Source organism: Halomonas sp. AOP43-D1-4 (assembly GCF_052446175.1).
GTDB classification, from domain to species: Bacteria; Pseudomonadota; Gammaproteobacteria; order Pseudomonadales; family Halomonadaceae; genus Vreelandella; species Vreelandella citrativorans.
In genome coordinates this window covers 86,945-105,257 of record NZ_JBQSVY010000005.1, presented here as the reverse complement: position 1 = coordinate 105,257, position 18,313 = coordinate 86,945, and the positions used below count along the sequence as shown (strand labels likewise).

Annotated in this window: 17 protein-coding genes; 15 read left to right on the top strand and 2 right to left on the bottom strand. The window is 54.4% G+C overall.

Annotated elements, in window-relative coordinates; genetic code table 11:
* Positions 1-164 precede the first annotated feature (164 nt).
* The 9 genes from ugpB (at position 165) to ACT3RQ_RS06950 (ending at position 8,525) form a co-directional block, all read left to right on the top strand.
* Complete coding sequence (ugpB, locus tag ACT3RQ_RS06990; protein ID WP_087108841.1) at positions 165-1,493, top strand: sn-glycerol-3-phosphate ABC transporter substrate-binding protein UgpB; 1,329 nt, start codon at positions 165-167, stop codon at positions 1,491-1,493.
* Positions 1,494-1,654: 161 nt separating this feature from the next.
* Positions 1,655-2,539 (top strand): sn-glycerol-3-phosphate ABC transporter permease UgpA, encoded by an 885-nt coding sequence (gene ugpA, locus ACT3RQ_RS06985; protein ID WP_444680193.1) that lies wholly within the window; start codon positions 1,655-1,657, stop codon positions 2,537-2,539.
* A gap of 18 nt (positions 2,540-2,557) precedes the next feature.
* Entirely contained in the window at positions 2,558-3,406 is an 849-nt protein-coding gene (ugpE, locus tag ACT3RQ_RS06980) for a sn-glycerol-3-phosphate ABC transporter permease UgpE (RefSeq protein ID WP_087108845.1), read from the top strand.
* A gap of 1 nt (position 3,407) precedes the next feature.
* Positions 3,408-4,463, top strand: coding sequence for a sn-glycerol-3-phosphate import ATP-binding protein UgpC (locus tag ACT3RQ_RS06975; protein WP_444680192.1), 1,056 nt, complete (start codon positions 3,408-3,410; stop codon positions 4,461-4,463).
* Between the two features lie 119 nt (positions 4,464-4,582).
* Entirely contained in the window at positions 4,583-5,386 is an 804-nt protein-coding gene (locus ACT3RQ_RS06970; protein WP_444680191.1) for an inositol monophosphatase family protein, read from the top strand.
* 221 nt (positions 5,387-5,607) lie between these two features.
* Complete coding sequence (locus ACT3RQ_RS06965) at positions 5,608-6,825, top strand: RNA polymerase sigma factor (RefSeq protein ID WP_444680190.1); 1,218 nt, start codon at positions 5,608-5,610, stop codon at positions 6,823-6,825.
* 118 nt (positions 6,826-6,943) lie between these two features.
* Positions 6,944-7,786, top strand: coding sequence for a YciI family protein (locus ACT3RQ_RS06960; protein WP_193056564.1), 843 nt, complete (start codon positions 6,944-6,946; stop codon positions 7,784-7,786).
* On the top strand, positions 7,783-8,160 hold the full coding sequence (locus ACT3RQ_RS06955) for a YciI family protein (protein WP_193056565.1): 378 nt from the start codon (positions 7,783-7,785) through the stop codon (positions 8,158-8,160). The genes ACT3RQ_RS06960 and ACT3RQ_RS06955 overlap by 4 nt, the downstream gene beginning before the upstream one ends.
* Positions 8,157-8,525: a DUF1428 domain-containing protein gene (locus ACT3RQ_RS06950; protein ID WP_193053616.1), complete on the top strand. Its 369-nt coding sequence runs from the start codon at positions 8,157-8,159 to the stop codon at positions 8,523-8,525. Before ACT3RQ_RS06955 ends, ACT3RQ_RS06950 begins: the two co-directional genes overlap by 4 nt.
* 77 nt (positions 8,526-8,602) lie before the next feature.
* On the opposite strand, the gene ACT3RQ_RS06945 is transcribed toward ACT3RQ_RS06950, so the two are convergent.
* Positions 8,603-10,249, bottom strand: a complete 1,647-nt coding sequence (locus ACT3RQ_RS06945) for a bifunctional metallophosphatase/5'-nucleotidase (RefSeq protein WP_444680189.1) — start codon at positions 10,247-10,249, stop codon at positions 8,603-8,605.
* 337 nt (positions 10,250-10,586) lie between these two features.
* Here ACT3RQ_RS06945 and phnD point away from each other — a divergent pair, with 337 nt between their 5' ends.
* From phnD to ACT3RQ_RS06915, 6 genes are all read left to right on the top strand, one after another.
* Positions 10,587-11,468 carry a phosphate/phosphite/phosphonate ABC transporter substrate-binding protein gene (phnD, locus tag ACT3RQ_RS06940; protein WP_444680188.1) on the top strand — a complete coding sequence of 294 codons (882 nt, stop codon included), beginning with the start codon at positions 10,587-10,589 and terminating at the stop codon, positions 11,466-11,468.
* Positions 11,469-11,567: 99 nt separating this feature from the next.
* Positions 11,568-12,371 (top strand): phosphonate ABC transporter ATP-binding protein, encoded by an 804-nt coding sequence (phnC, locus tag ACT3RQ_RS06935; RefSeq protein ID WP_444680187.1) that lies wholly within the window; start codon positions 11,568-11,570, stop codon positions 12,369-12,371.
* Between the two features lie 16 nt (positions 12,372-12,387).
* Entirely contained in the window at positions 12,388-13,191 is an 804-nt protein-coding gene (phnE, locus tag ACT3RQ_RS06930) for a phosphonate ABC transporter, permease protein PhnE (protein ID WP_172117673.1), read from the top strand.
* 262 nt (positions 13,192-13,453) lie between these two features.
* Entirely contained in the window at positions 13,454-15,592 is a 2,139-nt protein-coding gene (locus ACT3RQ_RS06925) for a molybdopterin-dependent oxidoreductase (protein ID WP_444680186.1), read from the top strand.
* Positions 15,510-16,421, top strand: coding sequence for a molybdopterin oxidoreductase family protein (locus ACT3RQ_RS06920; protein ID WP_444680185.1), 912 nt, complete (start codon positions 15,510-15,512; stop codon positions 16,419-16,421). Before ACT3RQ_RS06925 ends, ACT3RQ_RS06920 begins: the two co-directional genes overlap by 83 nt.
* Complete coding sequence (locus ACT3RQ_RS06915) at positions 16,421-16,945, top strand: DUF1641 domain-containing protein (RefSeq protein ID WP_444680184.1); 525 nt, start codon at positions 16,421-16,423, stop codon at positions 16,943-16,945. The genes ACT3RQ_RS06920 and ACT3RQ_RS06915 overlap by 1 nt, the downstream gene beginning before the upstream one ends.
* Positions 16,946-16,951: 6 nt before the next feature.
* Here ACT3RQ_RS06915 and ACT3RQ_RS06910 read toward each other — a convergent pair whose 3' ends face one another.
* Positions 16,952-17,950 carry a mechanosensitive ion channel family protein gene (locus ACT3RQ_RS06910; protein ID WP_444680183.1) on the bottom strand — a complete coding sequence of 333 codons (999 nt, stop codon included), beginning with the start codon at positions 17,948-17,950 and terminating at the stop codon, positions 16,952-16,954.
* Positions 17,951-18,313: the final 363 nt, after the last annotated feature.

The window sequence follows — 18,313 nt, the reverse complement described above, 5'->3', positions numbered from 1 at the left end:
GCCTACTACCAACGCCCTTGGATAAAACCCAAAGCCTTTATAAAACCTTGGTCCAGTTAGCATTCATCAAAATGTCATCTACACTCATTATTGTTCAGTGCACCCACAAATCTTAAAAAACGCATTGTGCCACCTGGCTCGCGCCAGGCCCAAAAGGAGCTTACATGTCTCGTTTTATGTTACGCGCGTTATCTACCGGTATCACCGCGGCTACGCTGAGTGTTTCCGCCCACGCCGCTACCGAGATCACTTGGTGGCACTCCATGGGCGGCGAGCTGGGCGAGCGCTTGAGCGCGCTTGCCGAAGACTTCAATGCCACTCAGGATGAGTACCGTGTTACGCCCTCCTACCGGGGTGAGTACGAACAAACCATGGTTAACACCATTGCCGCTTTCCGCGCAGGCGAGCAGCCTCACATCGTACAAATTTACGAAGTGGGCACCGGCACCATGATGGCCGCCCAAGGCGCTATCTATCCGGTGTTTGAGCTGATGGAAGAGCACGGCAACACCTTTGACCCGGCTGATTATCTGCCTGTGGTAACCGGTTATTACACCGACACCAACGGCAACATGCTCTCCATGCCGTTCAACTCGTCCACGCCAATCCTTTACTACAACAAAACCATTTTTGAAGCGGCTGGCCTCGACCCTGAATCACCGCCTACTACGTGGGCTGAGATGGGCGAGATGGGCCAACAGATTGTCGATGAAGGCGCAGCCTCTTGCGGCTTCACCATGGCCTATGCGGCCAACTGGGTCGGCCTTGAGAACTTCTCAGCGCTGCACAATCAGTCCATCGGCACCCAGGAAAACGGCTTCGGCGGGATGGATACCGAGTTTGCCTTTAACGGCGACGTACAGGCGCGCTTTTGGGACCAGTTGAAAGAGTGGTCTGATAGCGGCGTTTACAGCTACGCAGGCCCAGCAAACGGCCCGGACGCGGCACCCTCGTTCTATTCCAGCGACTGCGCGATGTACATGAACTCGTCAGCGTCACGCGCCGATGTGTTGGCTAACTCCGACTTCGACGTAGGCTTTGGCATGCTGCCCTACTACGACGACGTAGACGGCGCACCGCAAAACTCGATTATCGGCGGCGCGACTCTGTGGGTGCTTTCAGGCCATGAAGACGACGAGTACACCGGCGTTGCTGAATTCCTTGAGTACCTCTCCTTGCCTGACGTTCAGGCCGAGTGGCACCAGGGCACCGGCTACCTGCCGATTACCACTGCCGCTTATGAGCTGAGCCAAGAGCAGGGTTACTACGATGAGAACCCAGGCGCGGATATCGCTATTGAGCAGATCAACTTGAACGAGCCGACGGAAAACTCCAAAGGCCTGCGCTTTGGTAACTACCCCCAAGTGCGCATGGTTCTGGATGAAGAGTTCCAGGCCGTGCTGGCGGGCAACAAGAGCGGCCAGCAGGCCCTGGATGACGCGGCAAGCCGCGGCAATCAGATCCTGCGCGACTTTGAGGCAGCCAATAACTAAGCGCTTCTCGTTACTTGTCAACAAACCCCGGCTTTTATAGCCGGGGTTTGTTATAGGAGCCATCCCATACGCCCAAGTCACCGGGGCCTATGGGATGGCTTACTTCTTGGCAGCTGAGCACAGCGGCCAGCCGCACCAACGCCCGTACGACAGGATGTGTCATGCAGACCAAACGTTCCACCTATCAAAACCGGTGGCTCCCTTTCTTACTGTTAGCGCCGCAGTTGGCGATTACGCTGGTGTTTTTTATCTGGCCGGCAAGCCAAGCGGTTAAATCGAGCTTCGAGCGCACCGATGCATTCGGCTTTAAAACAACGTTTGTCGGTCTGGAGAACTATGCACGCGTTCTAGCCGACCCCAGCTACCTGAATGCGCTGGGGCGCACCGCGATTTTTTCTATCTCGGTGACGGTGCTTTCCATGAGTCTGGCGCTTCTACTGGCCGTTTGCGTCAATCGTGTGCTGAAGAGCGCCAAGTTCTACACCACGCTTCTGGTATGGCCTTACGCCGTCGCCCCTGTGGTAGCAGGTGTGTTGTGGTGGTTTCTGTTCAACCCCACCATCGGCCTCCTGCCGCATCTGCTCGACTGGTTCGGTATCAGCTGGAATCACCGCGTTTCGGGCACTCAAGCAATGATTTTGATCACCATTGCCGCCGCCTGGAAGCAGATCTCCTATAACTTTCTGTTTTTCCTGGCAGGGCTGCAGTCGGTTCCGCAGTCGCTCATGGAGGCAGCAGCCATTGATGGCGCGGGCCCCTTTAAGCGCTTTTGGACCATCGTGCTCCCGCTTCTATCGCCCACCACCTTCTTCCTACTGATCATCAACATCAACTACGTGATGTTCGACACCTTCGGGGTGATCGATGCCACCACCGCTGGCGGACCTGGCCAAGCCACCATGACATTGGTCTACAAGGTCTACACCGATGGCGTAGCGGGACTGAATATAGGCTCCTCATCCGCCCAGTCGGTCATGTTGATGGGCATCGTGATTATCTTGACGTTTATCCAGTTCCGATACGTGGAACGCCGGGTCAACTACTAGTGCGTTAAGGAAGTAAACATGGTTGAAAACAGACCCTTTCTAAACATTCTGACCCACCTAGTGCTCATCGCAGGCGTATTGGTGGTGGCATTTCCGGTATACGTGGCCTTTATCGCCTCAACCCACGAATCCAGCGCCTTCGTGCGTGGAGTGCTGCCGCTGCTTCCCGGCGACAACATGTTTGAATCCTACCGACAGATGCTCAGCTCCGGTTGGCAGGTAGGCGGCACGCCGCCGGTCTGGCTGATGCTGGGTAACTCGCTGATCATGGCGCTGACAATCGCGATCGGTAAGATCGCCATTTCGATTCTTTCCGCCTTTGCGATTGTCTATTTCCGCTTCCCGTTTCGCATGCTGGCGTTCTGGATCATTTTCATCACCCTGATGCTACCGGTCGAAGTTCGTATCATCCCCACCTACGCCGTTGTGGCCAACCTGGGCATGCTGAACTCCTATGCGGGGCTTACGCTTCCGCTGATTGCCTCGGCGACCGCGACCTTCCTGTTCCGTCAGTTTTTCATGACCGTGCCCGAAGAGCTGATGGAAGCCAGCCGGGTAGATGGCGCCGGGCCGATGAAGTTCTTCAAGGACATATTGCTGCCGGTATCAATCACCAATATCGCCGCTCTCTTCGTGATCATGTTTATTTACGGCTGGGTGCAGTACCTGTGGCCACTGCTGGTCACCACCGACGAAGACTTCTACACCATCGTGCTGGGCATCAAGCGCCTGATGGCCTCGTCCGACCGCGTACCCGCCTGGAACCTCATTATGGCGACGGTGACGCTTGCCATGCTGCCGCCGGTATTAGTGGTGCTGTTTATGCAAAAACTGTTCGTGAAAGGCCTGACCGAGACGGAGAAATAAGATGGCTAGCATTACCTTGGAAGGGCTTAGAAAGACCTACGCTGGCGATGTTCAGGCAGTGAAAGGCGTCGATCTTGCGATTGAAGACGGTGAGTTTGTGGTGCTGGTAGGGCCTTCGGGCTGCGGTAAATCCACACTGTTACGCATGGTGGCCGGGCTTGAAACGATTACCGACGGTACGCTCAAGATTGGTGATCGAGTGGTCAACAATCTCGAACCCGCCGAGCGCGATATCGCCATGGTGTTTCAGAACTACGCGCTCTACCCGCATATGACGGTGTACAACAACCTCGCTTACGGGTTGAAAAACCGTGGCTTTAAAAAGCCCGAGATCGAAGAACGGGTACGTAAAGCAGCCAAGATGCTTGAAATCGAAGAGTATCTGGAGCGCAAACCGCGCAAGCTCTCCGGCGGTCAGCGCCAGCGGGTGGCCATGGGCCGGGCATTAGTGCGCGAGCCCGCGGCCTTCCTGTTCGACGAACCGCTTTCCAACCTGGACGCCAAGCTGCGTGTGCAGATGCGGGTGGAGATCAAGCAGCTTCAACGGCGCTTGAAGACCACCAGCCTCTACGTCACCCACGACCAGTTAGAAGCGATGACGCTGGGCGACCGTTTGGTGGTACTGAGCGCTGGCAAAATCGAGCAGGTAGGCACGCCCATGGAGATCTACGCGCGCCCTGCGTCGATGTTTGTAGCAGGTTTTATCGGCTCGCCTGCGATGAACATGGTGCCGCTTGAATACCTGCAAACGCGCGGCACCCATGACCTGCTAGACGATCTTCCCGCCGAGACCGACACAGTCGGCATTCGCCCGGACGATATGCGCCTATCGCCACCCAATGCCCCCCACCTGGTGGTCGACTCCACGCTTGAGCTTTTTGAAGCCGCCGGCGCCGAAAGCCACCTTTACGTGCGGCTCGCCGACAGCGACCAGCCCACTGTGATTCGGGTGAGTGGCCAGCCGCCGGTCAACGAAGGCGAAACACTACGTTTCTATGTCACCCGCAAAGCGCTGCACCCGTTTAATAGCGCGACCGGCCTGCGCACGGGGGATTGAAGGTGACCAAGGCCACACATCACGGCCAGAGTAGGCAAACGCCTTCTTCTTTACGTTCAGGAGCAAGCATGGCTATGTAATCCGGGCCCATTAACCTACCTTCTCCAAAGGCCATCCAGATGCATGAGAACACGCGTTTATTAGTAGCTACCGTCAAGCAGGCAGCGAGGGAAGCGGGCGCCCTGTTGGCCGAAGGCTACTCAGGCATTGATAGAATTGTCTTCGAGCGCAAAGGCGCTTCGGATTTTGTAACGCACCATGATCAAGCCGCAGAGCGGTTAATTATTGACCACATACGCCAGCATTTCCCTGCGGTTGGCTTTTTGGGGGAAGAGAGTGGCGCCTCGCCCGCTAACAATAGCAATGTGACCGTCATTATTGATCCGCTGGATGGCACCAACAATTTTCTCCACGGCGTGCCGTTTTTCTCCGTCTCCATTGCAGTAGAACAGAACAACGAACTGATCATGGGAGCGGTTTACCACCCGTTGCTGGATGAGCTTATCTGGGCTGAAAAAGGTCAGGGTGCCTATTTAAATGACCACCGTTTAATATGCCCAAGCGCCTGCCCACTGACAGAAATGCTGGTTGCAACCTGCCCGCCCTATCATGGGAAGGGCGATTGCGACCTCAGCATACGCCAACAGGCTGCCATCATGCCGCACGTATCGGGTATCCGAAGCCCGGGCTCTGCCGCTTTGGAAATTGCTTACGTCGCGTTAGGCCGCTTTGATGCCTTCTGGTCGCAAGGCGCTAAACTTGAATGGTGGGATGTGGCCGCTGGCATTCTGATAGCACAGGAAATTGGCTTGAGGGTGACCGACATACAGGGACAGGCGGAGGCATCCTGTTTAAGGCAGAGCCTACTGATCGCCCCTTCCCAAAGTCATCAACAGCTTCTTGCCTTGCTCAACGAGGCGTAATCTGCCCCTAATCTCCTAACCTGGCCTTCCCATTACTTCCAAAGCGCAGCCCCCAAGAAACAGACAAACTAGCCTGCGCGCAGAAGTTTGATTCGACCTTTTACGAAGGCCCTAAATAAAAACAGTACGAAAAAGGGGTTCTATGGGCTAGGTTTGAAAAGCAGCATTGATTCCTCTCGGGCTTAGCGCCCCCGTTTATAGATGCGAATGGGTCTTCTACCATGCGTGCTCCCCCCTCCTTACTCGACACCCTTTATCGTACTCATGCCAGACGTGTTCAGGCGACCCTGATTCGTCTGCTGGGCGATTTCGAGCTTGCTGAGGAAGCCATGCAAGATGCCTTTGTAGCCGCGGTTCAACAGTGGCCTGCCAAAGGCTCCCCCGATAACCCTCAGGCGTGGCTGATCCGCACCGGCTATTACTGCGGAATCGATCAAATTCGTCGACGCAGTACAGCACGACGCCGGGCACATTTGCTATTACCGATGGAAGAAACCTGGGAATTCGACGATGTCGCTATCGCAGATGACTCACTGCGGCTGCTGTTTACCTGCTGCCACCCAAGCTTAAGCATAGAAGCACGCCTTGCGCTAACACTACGAGAGATGTGCGGGCTAACCACCGAACAAGTCGCCCGTGCCCTACTGATGAAACCTTCAACCGTGGCACAGCGCATCGTACGGGCAAAACGCAAGATTCGCGATGCGCATATTCCCTATGCGGTACCTGCGCCGGAGGCATTGCCCGAGCGTTTGCCGGACGTACTCCAGATTATTTACCTGGTTTTCAATGAAGGTTATTCAAGCAGTAGCGGCACGGCGGTGGTCGATATCAGCCTGACCCGCGAGGCGCTACGTCTTGGCGAGGAACTGGCAGCGTTGCTACCCCAGGGTGAAGTGTTTGGGCTACTGGCACTCATGCTGCTTACTAACGCCCGCCGGGATGCCCGCCAGGATCAACAAGGCGGCCTGGTCACACTGGAAGCGCAAAACAGGCGCTTATGGCACCAGAAGGAAATTCACACAGGTATTGAGTGGCTCGAACAGGCACTCGCCCTTACCCCTGTTGGTTTTTATACCCTCCAAGCCTCAATTGCCGCCGTACACGCCCAAGCCCATGACCCTGGGCAAACCGACTGGGCACGGGTTGTCCGGCTGTATGACGCTTTATGCCGCCATTACCCATCGCCTGTCCTGACCTTGAATCGCGCGGTGGCCGTTGCCATGCATGATTCCCCAGCAACCGGATTGAGCCTGCTTGATGAGCTATCTCATCATCCTCAACTCTCTCGCTACTATTTATTGTATGCGGCACAGGCGGATTTGCTACGTCGACAGGGTAACAATGACGCAGCGCGCGATGCCTACCAAAAGGCGCTGACACTAACTACTCAGGATCCGGAAAAACGCTTTTTGCTTAGTAAATTAGCCGAACTTTAAGCATCGTTATAAAACATCGTTATAAAAACCTTGTTATAAAAAAATAATCTGCAGGCCTGTCGATTTGCGAACACGCCAGACGTCTAGAGAGTATCCACCACAATAAAAGAGACTCTCAATGAAATTCATGCTGATACGGCGTGCCGATGCGGCCACCGAAAATGGCGTTATGCCATCCCAGGAAATGCTTGCCGCCATGGCTGATTACAACGAGCGCATGATGCAAGCCGGTGTACTCGTAAGCGGCAACGGCTTACATCCAACAAGCGATGGCTGCCTGATCCAGTTCAATAACGGCACTCCCACTATCCTCCCCGGCCCTCTGGCTCCTGCCAGTGAGCGTATCGCTGGTTATAGCGTGCTGGAGACACCTTCACTTGACGTCGCTTTGGAGTGGGCACAACAGTGGCCAACGCTGGATGCCGACGGCAACGTACTCCTTGAGCTAAGGCGCTACTTTACACTTGAGGAGTTTGAGCCCGGCGCAGGCCTGGATAAGCATCACGACCATGCTCGCGTACCGGATGCCATGAATGTGTATGTCGCCTTTCCTGGCACCTGCCGGGAAGCCATGCAGTTCTATGCCGACGTGCTCGGCGGCCACATAGAGTGCTTGCTGACTTACGCAGAAACCCCAGCAGCGGAACATGTCCCCCCTTCACTGCATGACCGCATCATCCACGCCTCGCTGAACCTACGCGGTCGTCGCTTGATGGGCGCCGACATGGCGCCTGAACAGTACATGCCACCACAAGGCGTGCAGATTCAGCTGGAGTATCAGGAGATCGAGCAAGCCTCCCTAACCTTTACACGGCTTGCCGAAGGCGGAGAGGTGATCATGCCTTTTGAACCAACATTCTGGTCTGCAGGGTTTGGCATGGCCACTGACCGCTTTGGCGTGCAGTGGATGATCAATGTGTCGGCGGATAGTTGCCTTTCTACTGAAGGAGAAACGCCATGAAATATGCGGCCTTAGTGTACTACCAGGAACAACTTATTAGTGCCATGAGCGACCAGGCGTGGCATGACCTTAATCAGGAGTGCATCGCGGGGGTAGAGCGATTGAGTGCTCAAGGAAATTACCTAGCCGGTGAAGCGCTGCAGCCAATAGACACTGCTACCACGGTGCGTGTACGCAATGGCGAGACAGTGATTACCGACGGCCCGTTTGCGGAAACCAAAGAACAGCTGGCCGGTTTTTACCTGCTCGAAGCGCGTGATTTAAACGAGGCACTACAGCTAGCCAGCCGCATTCCACCCGCGAGACTCGGCAGCATTGAAGTACGCCCCATTCGAGAACTCCCGCCCAAAGCCCAGACTGGAGAAGCATCATGAGCACCACCACTCAACGCTATATTGATGGTTTCGTCGCGGCCGTGCCCACGGCTAATAAAGAAATATTCATCGAGCACGCCCGTGTTGCTGCCGAAGTTTTCAAAGAGCATGGCGCGCTGCGGGTAGTCGAGTGCTGGGGCGAGGATGTCCCCGAAGGGGAAATCACCTCTTACTCCATGGCTGTTCAGCGCAAGGATAATGAAACCATTATCTTTTCGTGGATCGAATGGCCATCCCGCGCCGTGCATGATGAGGCGATGCCCAAGGTCATGAAGGACCCGCGCTTACAGCCGGATATCAATCCAATGCCGTTTGATGGCAAGCGGGCGATATTCGGTAGTTTTGCCACGCTTATCGATGAGTGACCAAGCTTCTGCCTGGCTTTCATGACTCTGAATAAGGGCCGCCTCTGCGTAACGTCCGGACGGCCCGTCATCCACGTTTAATGCTGGCGAGCCTGGTCAGTGATGCGCCCTTCAACCTGATAATCCACGTCACCTAACGAAACCATATGGTCACGCAACATTTCCCAGTCGGTATTGCCGACAATGGTGCTGCGCTCATCCTCATAGGCGGCTTCTAACGCGGTATGGCTGTCGCCACCAGCTGCGGTAAAATGGTTGGTGGCGATGGTGTAGGTACTTTCAGGGTCTACCGGCTGCAACGTGCCATTCTGCGTCACCTTCAAGCTTACAACGCGCTCACCAACGGGTTGGCGGCTGTCATATACCAACTCGGTACCGTTCGACACCTGCAGAAAACCGCCGCTTTCATCCGGGGCATTTGCCAGTCCGATCTCGAACGTTTCCAAAAGCTCCGCGCCCGTCACACTCACCAGCGCCAGGCGATTGCCAAACGGCTGCACGGCAACCAGCTCACCCACACTCACATCACCCTGGGCGACGGGCTCACGAATACCGCCGCTATTTTGAATGGCCAGCACGGTTTCCGGGTTCACCTTGCGGGCAGCAGCAAGCTGACCATCGGCAATCAGATTGCCCAGCGCCGTTTCATCGGCACGCACGCTTTGTTCATCACCCTTGCCGTGGCGGGGGTTAGGCAGGGCTGAAACCACCCGAGCGCCCACCTGTGTATCGCGTACTTCTTCAATTTTCGCGGTATACGGCGCCAAGAGGGCAGCAGCTTCGGCGTCTGGCTCGCGCTCGGCGGTGGCAAGCAGCTCCCCGTTGGCCTCCAGTACGTTGCCATTATCATCGAACGTTACCTGCATGACGCCCAGATGCTGACCGTACTCGCCTGCCTGACCAATCACGGTGGGCGCCATCGGCTCGCCCCGGTCGTTTTCGGTCAGCATAACAGGGGCTTGCAAGTGAGTATGGCTGTGCCCACCGATGATCACGTCCACCCCCTCCACGTGCTGGGCAAGTAACAGGTCGTTGCCCATACTCGGGTCGCTGTCGTAACCCAGGTGAGTAAGCGCGACGATCTTATTGACCCCTTGGGCTTCAAACGTTTCCACCATCGCTTCAGCGGCCGCCCTATAATCGTCAATGGTTACCTTACCAGGGCTGGAGACGATCTCGCTGCCTTGCGTGCTTAGCCCGAAGATGCCGATTCGCTCGCCACCTTGCTCTACCACAATGCCGTCGTACAGATGCCCGGGCTTAGGCTTATATTCGATCCCAGCGCTGATCGAACCGCCTAATAGCTCGGCAAACTCCGGCGAGGTAGAGAAATCCAGATTCGCGCCCACAATAGGAAAGTCTGCGGCAGCAAAGAAAGCCGCAAGAGCCTGATGGCCCTCTTCCGGATCGCCCAGGTCGAACTCATGGTTACCGGGCACGAAAGCGTCATAGCCCATCAAATTCATGAACTCAACGGCGTCCTGCCCTTGGTATTCGGTGAAATAGAGCGTACCCGAAAAGATATCCCCAGCGTCCAGCAGCAAGCCATAGCCGAATTGCTCGCGCGCCTCGTCCAGCGTGGTGATGAGCTGAGGGTAGTGGTCGGTACGTCCGTGCAGGTCATTGGTATGAAAAATGGTCAGCGTATAGGGCGCAGCATACGCCGAGGTAGTCAGCAGCCCCGCCGCTATCCCTAGCGCAATACTGTGAGGAATAAGACGCATCAGTATGGTTCCTTTTATATAAGCGTTATAGCAAAACGATAGCGTGCCCTAAAAGCCTGACAAATTGGTGACGGTCCTTATGCATGTCATTTCAGCGCACTCATTTACCTTAGCTTAAGTGATACAAAAATAGCCTTTTACCTCATTTCACTCACGGCAACAGGCAGACTAAATAGCCCTCACTGTTCCAACCACCATGTCATGAGATAGAGACAAGACCGTCATCTTCGCTACACCAAAGTGTCATCAACAGCTGCCACTCTATGGAGCCATCACTCCATGCTAGGCAAGCTACAGCTGCGTCGCCTCTGATATCTCCTCTCTTGGGAAGCTCACAATGCACAAGTCACTCCTCGCGCTTGCACTCTCCACCGCCGCAACGCTGGCAACAACCGCCACCACCTATGCCAATGAAGATTTAAGCGGCATTTGCCCTAACCCACTGCGCATGGCCGATACGGGTATTGAAGGCATGGGGCCACTGGCAGAAGCGTTTGGCCCCTTCGCTGAGGCGTTTGAGGAAACGACCGGCCTTGAGCTTAAAATGTTTAGCCTAAGCAACCGTACAGCGGCGGGCACAGCGCTTCAATATGACGATGTAGACCTGGTATTTGCCGGTCCTTCGGAGTTCGTGCTGTTCGATCGCGAAAGCGATATTGAAATCCTGTTCGCCATCGAGCGCCCACACTATGGCAGCAGCTTCTATGTGCCCGCCGATAGCGATATCGAATCTCTTGAAGATTTAGCAGGCAATCGCGTAGCGCTAAAGGATGTTGGCTCTACCAGTGGACATATTTTCCCAAGCCAAATGCTGGTGGATGCCGGGCTGGATATTAACCGGGACCTGGAAATCATCATGGCTGGCGACGCGCGTATTGCTGCTCTGATCAATGGCGATGTCGATGCCATGGGCGGCGGCAATCGCGACATTGATGAGATTCAAGCCATGGATCCTAACGGCGAATACCGTGTTATCGCCACTAGCGACGTACTACCTGGCGACCCGGTGGTTATGCGGGGTTCTTTAGATGATGCCTGCAAAACAGCACTGCGTGACACGCTAAATGCCAATGCCGATACGCTGTGGAGTGCACTGATTGCCACAGAGCGCAACGAAGGCAAATTCTTAAACCGAGACTCATCACTGGGCTTTGACCGCACCAATGAAGATTACGACGTAGTCCGTCAAGCGTACGAAGCCGCGGGCATTCCCCTTTAACGGTTAGGTACCCAACATGCACAGGGACGTGCCGTTTAAAGGTTTCAACATGATAGCCTATAACTTCCCCCTCCTGGCAGTAACGCAGGAGGTTTTTGTATGAATGCGATCACGATTACTGACTTGCATAAATACTACGCAAAGCTTCACGTACTACGCGGCTTAAATCTCAGTGTTGCCCAAGGCGAATGCGTTATTTTGCTGGGCGCCAATGGATGCGGAAAATCGACACTGATGCGCTGTCTCAATGGTTTAGCACCTCACGACCAAGGCAGTATCCACATCCTTGGCGAGCCGCTAACGCGCCTGTCGACAGCCCAAATGCGCAGGCTGCGCCAGAAAATAGGCGTTGTGTTCCAGCAGTTCAATCTGGTGCAAAACGTGAGTGTTTTTCAAAACGTTTTATACGGTGCACTTGGCCAGCAGCGTTTAGGACTTCTCACCAGCCTTGCCTGTTTCGCCAGTGATGAGCTGCGCGAACGGGCGATGGCGGCGCTTGAGCGAGTAGGGTTGGCGCATAAAGCACAGGCTGAGTGTCGGGCACTTTCAGGCGGCCAACAGCAGCGCGTGGCCATCGCCAGAACACTTATGCAGGATGCCGAAATTATTATTGCAGATGAGCCTGTTGCCAGCCTCGACCCTAAAGCCGGCCGTGAAATCATGGATTTATTGCTGGATGTCGTGACAGAGCGAGGCATGACGGTGCTCTGCACGTTGCATCAGCTAGAGCTCGCCCAGCAATACGGCGACCGTATTGTAGGGATGAAAGCAGGAAGAATTGTTCTGGACTCGCCACGCCAACAGGTCGAATTAGACGATATGCAGCAACTGTATCAAGGCGAGACCCGTGTCGATCAACCACTGCTTTCGACCCCTACTCGTTTAACACCCGTTACCCACTAACTGCCGAGAGCAGCCCATGCCTACTAATCGTCCGCTTGCGACGGCGTTGCCGCCCCGATTTAAGCGACCGTCACTGTTTACCTGGGGTATTGCCCTGGCGTTTTTAGCCCTGTTTATTCAAGGGGCTATGGCGACCAATGTCACGCTTGAGCGCTTGCTGCGCGGGGTCGTCAATCTGAGCCATTTTTTGGGTCGCGCCTTCCCCCCCGATCTCAGCAATCTGGATGTATTGGCATGGTCGATGTTTGAAACGCTAAACATTGCCATTGTGGGCGTGACCATTGGGGTAATACTTAGCCTACCGTTTGCCTTGCTGTCGGCACGTAATACCACCCCCGCCTCCTGGGTTCGTACCCTAACGCGGTTTATTGTTTCGACGATGCGCACCATTCCGGACCTGATTTGGGCGCTCATTTTCGTGGTGGCCGTTGGCTTGGGCCCCATGGCCGGCGTGTTGGCGATCATCATGGACACCATTGGTTTTGCAGCGCGCTTTTTCTCGGAGCGTATCGAAGAAGTCCACCCAGGGCCTTCTGAAGCGCTTAGCGCTACCGGTGCGGGTAAGCTTTCAGTGATCGGCGGCGCAATTTTGCCGGAGACGTTGGCTTCCATGACCGCGACTAGCCTATATAGCGTCGAAAAGGCCCTGCGCTCAGCGGTTACGTTAGGCCTGGTCGGGGCTGGCGGCATCGGTGTTGAGTTAGCTGCTGCCATGCGGCTTTTCAATTTTGATCGCGCACTGACTATTATTTTATTCATTCTGGTGGTCGTGATTGCCTTTGAGCAATTGTCCTCACAAATCCGGAAACGAGTGATTTAGCGAACAATCAAATATAAGCGCTTACTTATCTAAAATCGCCGTTGGCTGTCACTATAAATGCGCTAATACAGAAGGCCGCGGCATCTCCGGAATACTCATTCATGCCACTTTTATTCCCCTTTCACGCTTTAACTTAAGTTCAATCCCGGGCCGCCCGCTTTTACAACCCTCCCCCCCTTGACTACCTTTTGACCAATACATCTGCGCATTAAAGAGGATTGATACCAGGATAAAAACAAGGGATCCATGGAGGAATGCCCACATGAACCGACCGTGCACGATTACGTTTGATGATAAAACATTAACCGGCAACGCCGATGAACCGCTAATCGACTTTCTAAAAGCCCAAGGCATTAACTTACCCAGCGTCTGCTATCACCCCTCCCTGGGGCCTATCGAAACCTGCGATACGTGCTGGGTCCATGTTAACGGCGAGATAAAACGAGGCTGTACGCTGCGTACCGAAGAGGGTCTTAACGTTTCCAGCCAAGACAGAGAGGCCGAAGCCGCTCGCCATGAAGGAATGGATCGCTTGTTAGCCAAGCACGAGCTTTACTGCACCGTGTGCGAGAACAACAATGGCGACTGCACGGTGCACAATGCGCTGGTAGAAATGCAGATCCCCATCCAGCGCTACGAATTCACGTCCAAGCCTCATGAAAAAGATACTTCTAGCCCTTTCTATACCTACGACCCGGACCAGTGCATTCTGTGCGGCCAATGCGTGGAAGCGTGCCAAAACGTCGAAGTTAATGAGACGCTGAGCATCGACTTTTCCAGCGAAGACCCGCGCGTACTCTGGGACGGTGGCGAAAAGATCAACGACTCAAGCTGCGTACATTGCGGCCACTGTGTAACGGTTTGTCCGTGTAATGCGCTGCAGGAAAACAGCATGTACGGCCAGACAGGCCCGCTGACCGCACTGCCCTGGTCGCTTAAGCGGCCGATGATTGAAATAGTTAAGGAAGTCGAAAACACCACCAGCGCCACACCCATCACCGGTGTTTCAGAACTGGATGCCGCTTTGCGCGAGCCGGGCATCAAACGTACAAAAACGGTATGCACCTACTGCGGTGTAGGCTGCGCGTTTGAGATGTGGACCCGTGATCGCAACATTCTTAAGGTTCAGCCCACGCCAGATGCCCCGGCTAACGGTATCTCCACCTGCATCAAGGGCAAATTTGCCTGGGACTTTGTAAACAGTGAAAAACGCCTCACGACACCGCTGATTCGGGAAAAGGGTCAGTTCCGTGAAGCCAGTTGGGACGAAGCGCTGGATCTGGTGGCGAGCCAACTGATAAGCGTGCGCGACACCCACGGCCCACAGAGTGTGGGCTTTATTGGCTCCAGTAAAGCCAGCAACGAAGAGGCCTACCTAACGCAGAAAATTGCCCGGCTGATCATTGGCACCAACAGCGTGGATAACTCATCCCGCTACTGCCAAAACCCGGCGACTAAAGGGCTTTTCCGCACTGTGGGTTACGGTGGCGATGCCGGTACTATCAAGGATATAGAGCAGGCTGAAGTAGTGATGCTGGTAGGCAGCAATACCGCCGAAAACCACCCAGTGATTGCCTCGCGCATCAAGTCCTCACAGAAGCTGCACGGCCAAAAGCTGGTGGTGTTCGACCCGCGCCAACATGAAATGGCCGAGCGGGCGAATCTTTTCATGCGCCCCAATGTCAGCACCGATTTAATCTGGGCGTCGGCGCTATCACGCTATATGTTCGATAACGACCTGGCCGACCATGAATTCCTCGGGCGCTGGGTCAATAACGTCGATGAGTATCGTGAATCGCTGGCGCCGTTTACGCTTGATTTTGCGGAACAGAAAACCGGCATTCCCAAACAGCAATTGATTGAGGCCGCTGAATTAATCGGCCGGGCAAAACGTGTCTGCCTGCTATGGGCCATGGGAATTACTCAACATAGCCACGGTTCGGATACCAGCACCGCGCTTTCCAACTTGCTGCTGGTCACTGGTAACTACGGCAAGCCAGGTACCGGCGGTTATCCCATGCGCGGCCATAATAACGTGCAAGGCGCCAGCGACTTTGGTTGCTTGCGCAACATGTACCCAGGCTATGAAAAGGTCACCGACGAAGATGCCCGTAAGCGGTGGGCCAAAGGTTGGGGCGTTAAGCCTGAACAGCTCTCCAGTGAAATCGGTTATGGCAACTTCCTGATGGTGCAAGCCGCCGCCGAGGACAAGCTTAAAGCCATGTACATTATTGGCGAGGAAACGGCCTTCTCCGACTCCAATACCCATAACGTCCATTCCGCATTTGAAATGCCTCGACTTTATGGTCGTGCAGGACATGTTTTTAAGCCGTACCGCGGAGTTTGCCGATGTCGTGCTGCCCGCCTGCCCCAGCGTCGAGAAAGACGGCTCCTTTGTTAATACCGAGCGGCGTATTCAGCGCTTTTATCAAGTGCTTGACCCACTGGGCGACAGCCGCCCGGATTGGCGTATTTTAACGGACCTTGCCGCGCGAATGGGCCACGACTGGGGCTATAACCATCCCGCCGAAATCATGGCAGAGTGTGCATCTATATCCCCCATGTTCGCCGGGGTCAGCTACGAGCGCCTGGAAGGCTGGAAGTCGTTGCTCTGGCCGGTTGCCGAGGACGGCACCGATACGCCACTGCGGTATACCGATGGATTTCCGACGGAGGATGGCAAAGCTAGCCTGTTTCCGCTGGAGTGGAAAGAGCCTTCAGAGGCCTCGGATAAAGAGTACGACCTGATGTTGAACAACGGTCGTCTGTTGGAACAGTTTCAGGGAACCAATCAGACTGGCCGCTCACCGGGTATTTGTGACCAGGTAGCCCATGGGTTTGTTGAAGTTAGCCCCGAGCTTGCCGCCGAGCGCGGGATCGAAGACGGTACGTGGGTCAAGATAGCTTCACGTCGGGATAGCATTGAGTTTCCAGCTATTGTCACTGAGCGTGCCGCAGGGAAAACTCTTTTTATGCCCATTCACTTCGGCAAACTGGGGGTTAACTCGCTGACCGGGGAGCATAACGATCCTGATGTGCAAACACCTGCTTATAAGGAAGTTGCCGTAAAGCTTGAAGTGCTCGACAAACACACCGCCCTCCCGCTCCCCAGTAACAACTACCGCTACGGCCACCGTACGCCCAATAAGGGCGTTGCGGTCGAGGTCAAATGGGCAAAGGATGACTACCAGCTTCCGCCTGCCCAGCAAACCAATCCGAGGAAAATGTGATGGCCGAACGAATTTCCTACGACGTGCCGCCGCCTACTATCGGCCCGGATGCTCAGGAGGAACTTGATAGGCTGGTGCAAACGCTCCATGAGCACGGTCTGCTGCGGTTTGCCAATGACATGGTTGCCTCTAATCATGAGCTAATGCGTATTGTGGTAGACGGGTTAAATAAACCTGGCTCGCTTAACACTATTCAAAACTTATCGGTCATCGTGATGACGCTTTCAACGCTACCGCCAGATCGGTTTTACCAAGTGATGTTTGCGCTTAAAGAGGGAATTGAGCAGGTTGGTAACCATCGCCATGAGGACAAGGCCAAGCACAAGGAGCAAGCACGAAGCCAAGACAAAGAAAAAGACACCGCCCCCGGCATCACCGGGGTATATCACATGCTCAAAGATGACGAGCTGTGGTATGCCCTTAAACCGGTTCTGGCTGGCCTACGGGCTTTTTCCGAGCGGCTGGACCAGCCCATAGACAAACCGGTGACGGATTTCACCGGCAAGCCTACCGAAGGGCCTTAAATGAGTTTAATCCTTCTCAAGATAGACAGTCCGAGAGGGGAAGGCAAAATCGGCATCATGACTATGCACGATGGTGATGATATTAAGGTAGATATCTTGTTGGATCGCCAGCCATTCCGCCCATTTCGTGGTCTTGGTAAAACCATAGACCATAATATTTAGTGAGGAATCCGCAAATTCGTTGAAGTAGACGAGGAGAGTCTGCGTGAAATCAATGCCGTCGTGCTTCTGAAGCATCGCGCGAATATCGTTGACGACGGCGGCAACCTTGTCGGCATCCTCGTACCTGAGGCCGACCGTAGTACTGATGCGCCTGTTATGCATCTGCCCCGGATTTTCGACGCTGATCGTTGAGAAAACGGAGTTAGGAACAAAGAGCGGGCGGTTATCGAAGGTGATGATCTTCGTCATTCTCCAACCGATTTCCTCGACGGTACCCTCAATATTACGGTCTGGAGAACGAATCCAGTCGCCAAACTTGAAGGGGCGGTCGAAATAGAGCATCACGCCGGAGAAAACATTGCTTAGAACATCCCGTCCGGCAATACCGATGGCGATACCGCCGAAGCCGCCAAAGGCCAAGAGGCCCGAAAAGCTCAGGCCCAGATGTTCACCGAACAAAAGCAGTAACACCAGCACCATTGCAAGTTTAAGGATGCGAGCGATGCTTGTGGCCGAGGTTTTATCGCTTCCCTTCGTTACCTGATCGGCCGTCAGGCGGTTAATCAGCAGGAAGGTTTGCTGCATGGCGGTCAGACCAATAGCCACCAAGGTCAGGTCGTCAATGATATCCGGCTTTATGGCGGAGACCTTTCTGTCGACCAGTATCTGATTGATGGTCTTGTTCAGAGTCAGCAGGAAACCCGCATTCGCGGCGAACAGAACAACGTGAACGGAGATGCTGTGGGACCAGCTCTTTCTTTTCCGCATGATAAAACCAGAGGCCAGCGCGACCGTCAGAAAAGCTATCAAGAGCCCCGCATTTATCCAGTCGTTGATCATCATGTTTCCGTTCCTTGTTCCAGGCGCCGCCAATTTCGCCCAGCTTCATCGCCATGTAAACCCGTGTTCATTCATAAATACCCATCCGGGCATGGCAAATCTTCTTTATTAAAACGTTATTAGAGCCTAATTAAACATATCACTTCTTAGCAACGCACTACCAATATGCTCAAGCCAAATCACAAAACGTAGTGGCATGCGCCACGACTCTTTTTAGTTGTCCGTGACAACCCTATTGTCCTAATAACACTGCAGCTCACCCAGCGGTAAAAAAATAACCAACGAATCTTTTATTATAAAATTCCTCTTTCAGTCGCTTTTATCAGGTTGTAATCTCTTAATAATAACGTCGTTAAAAGCAGGCCT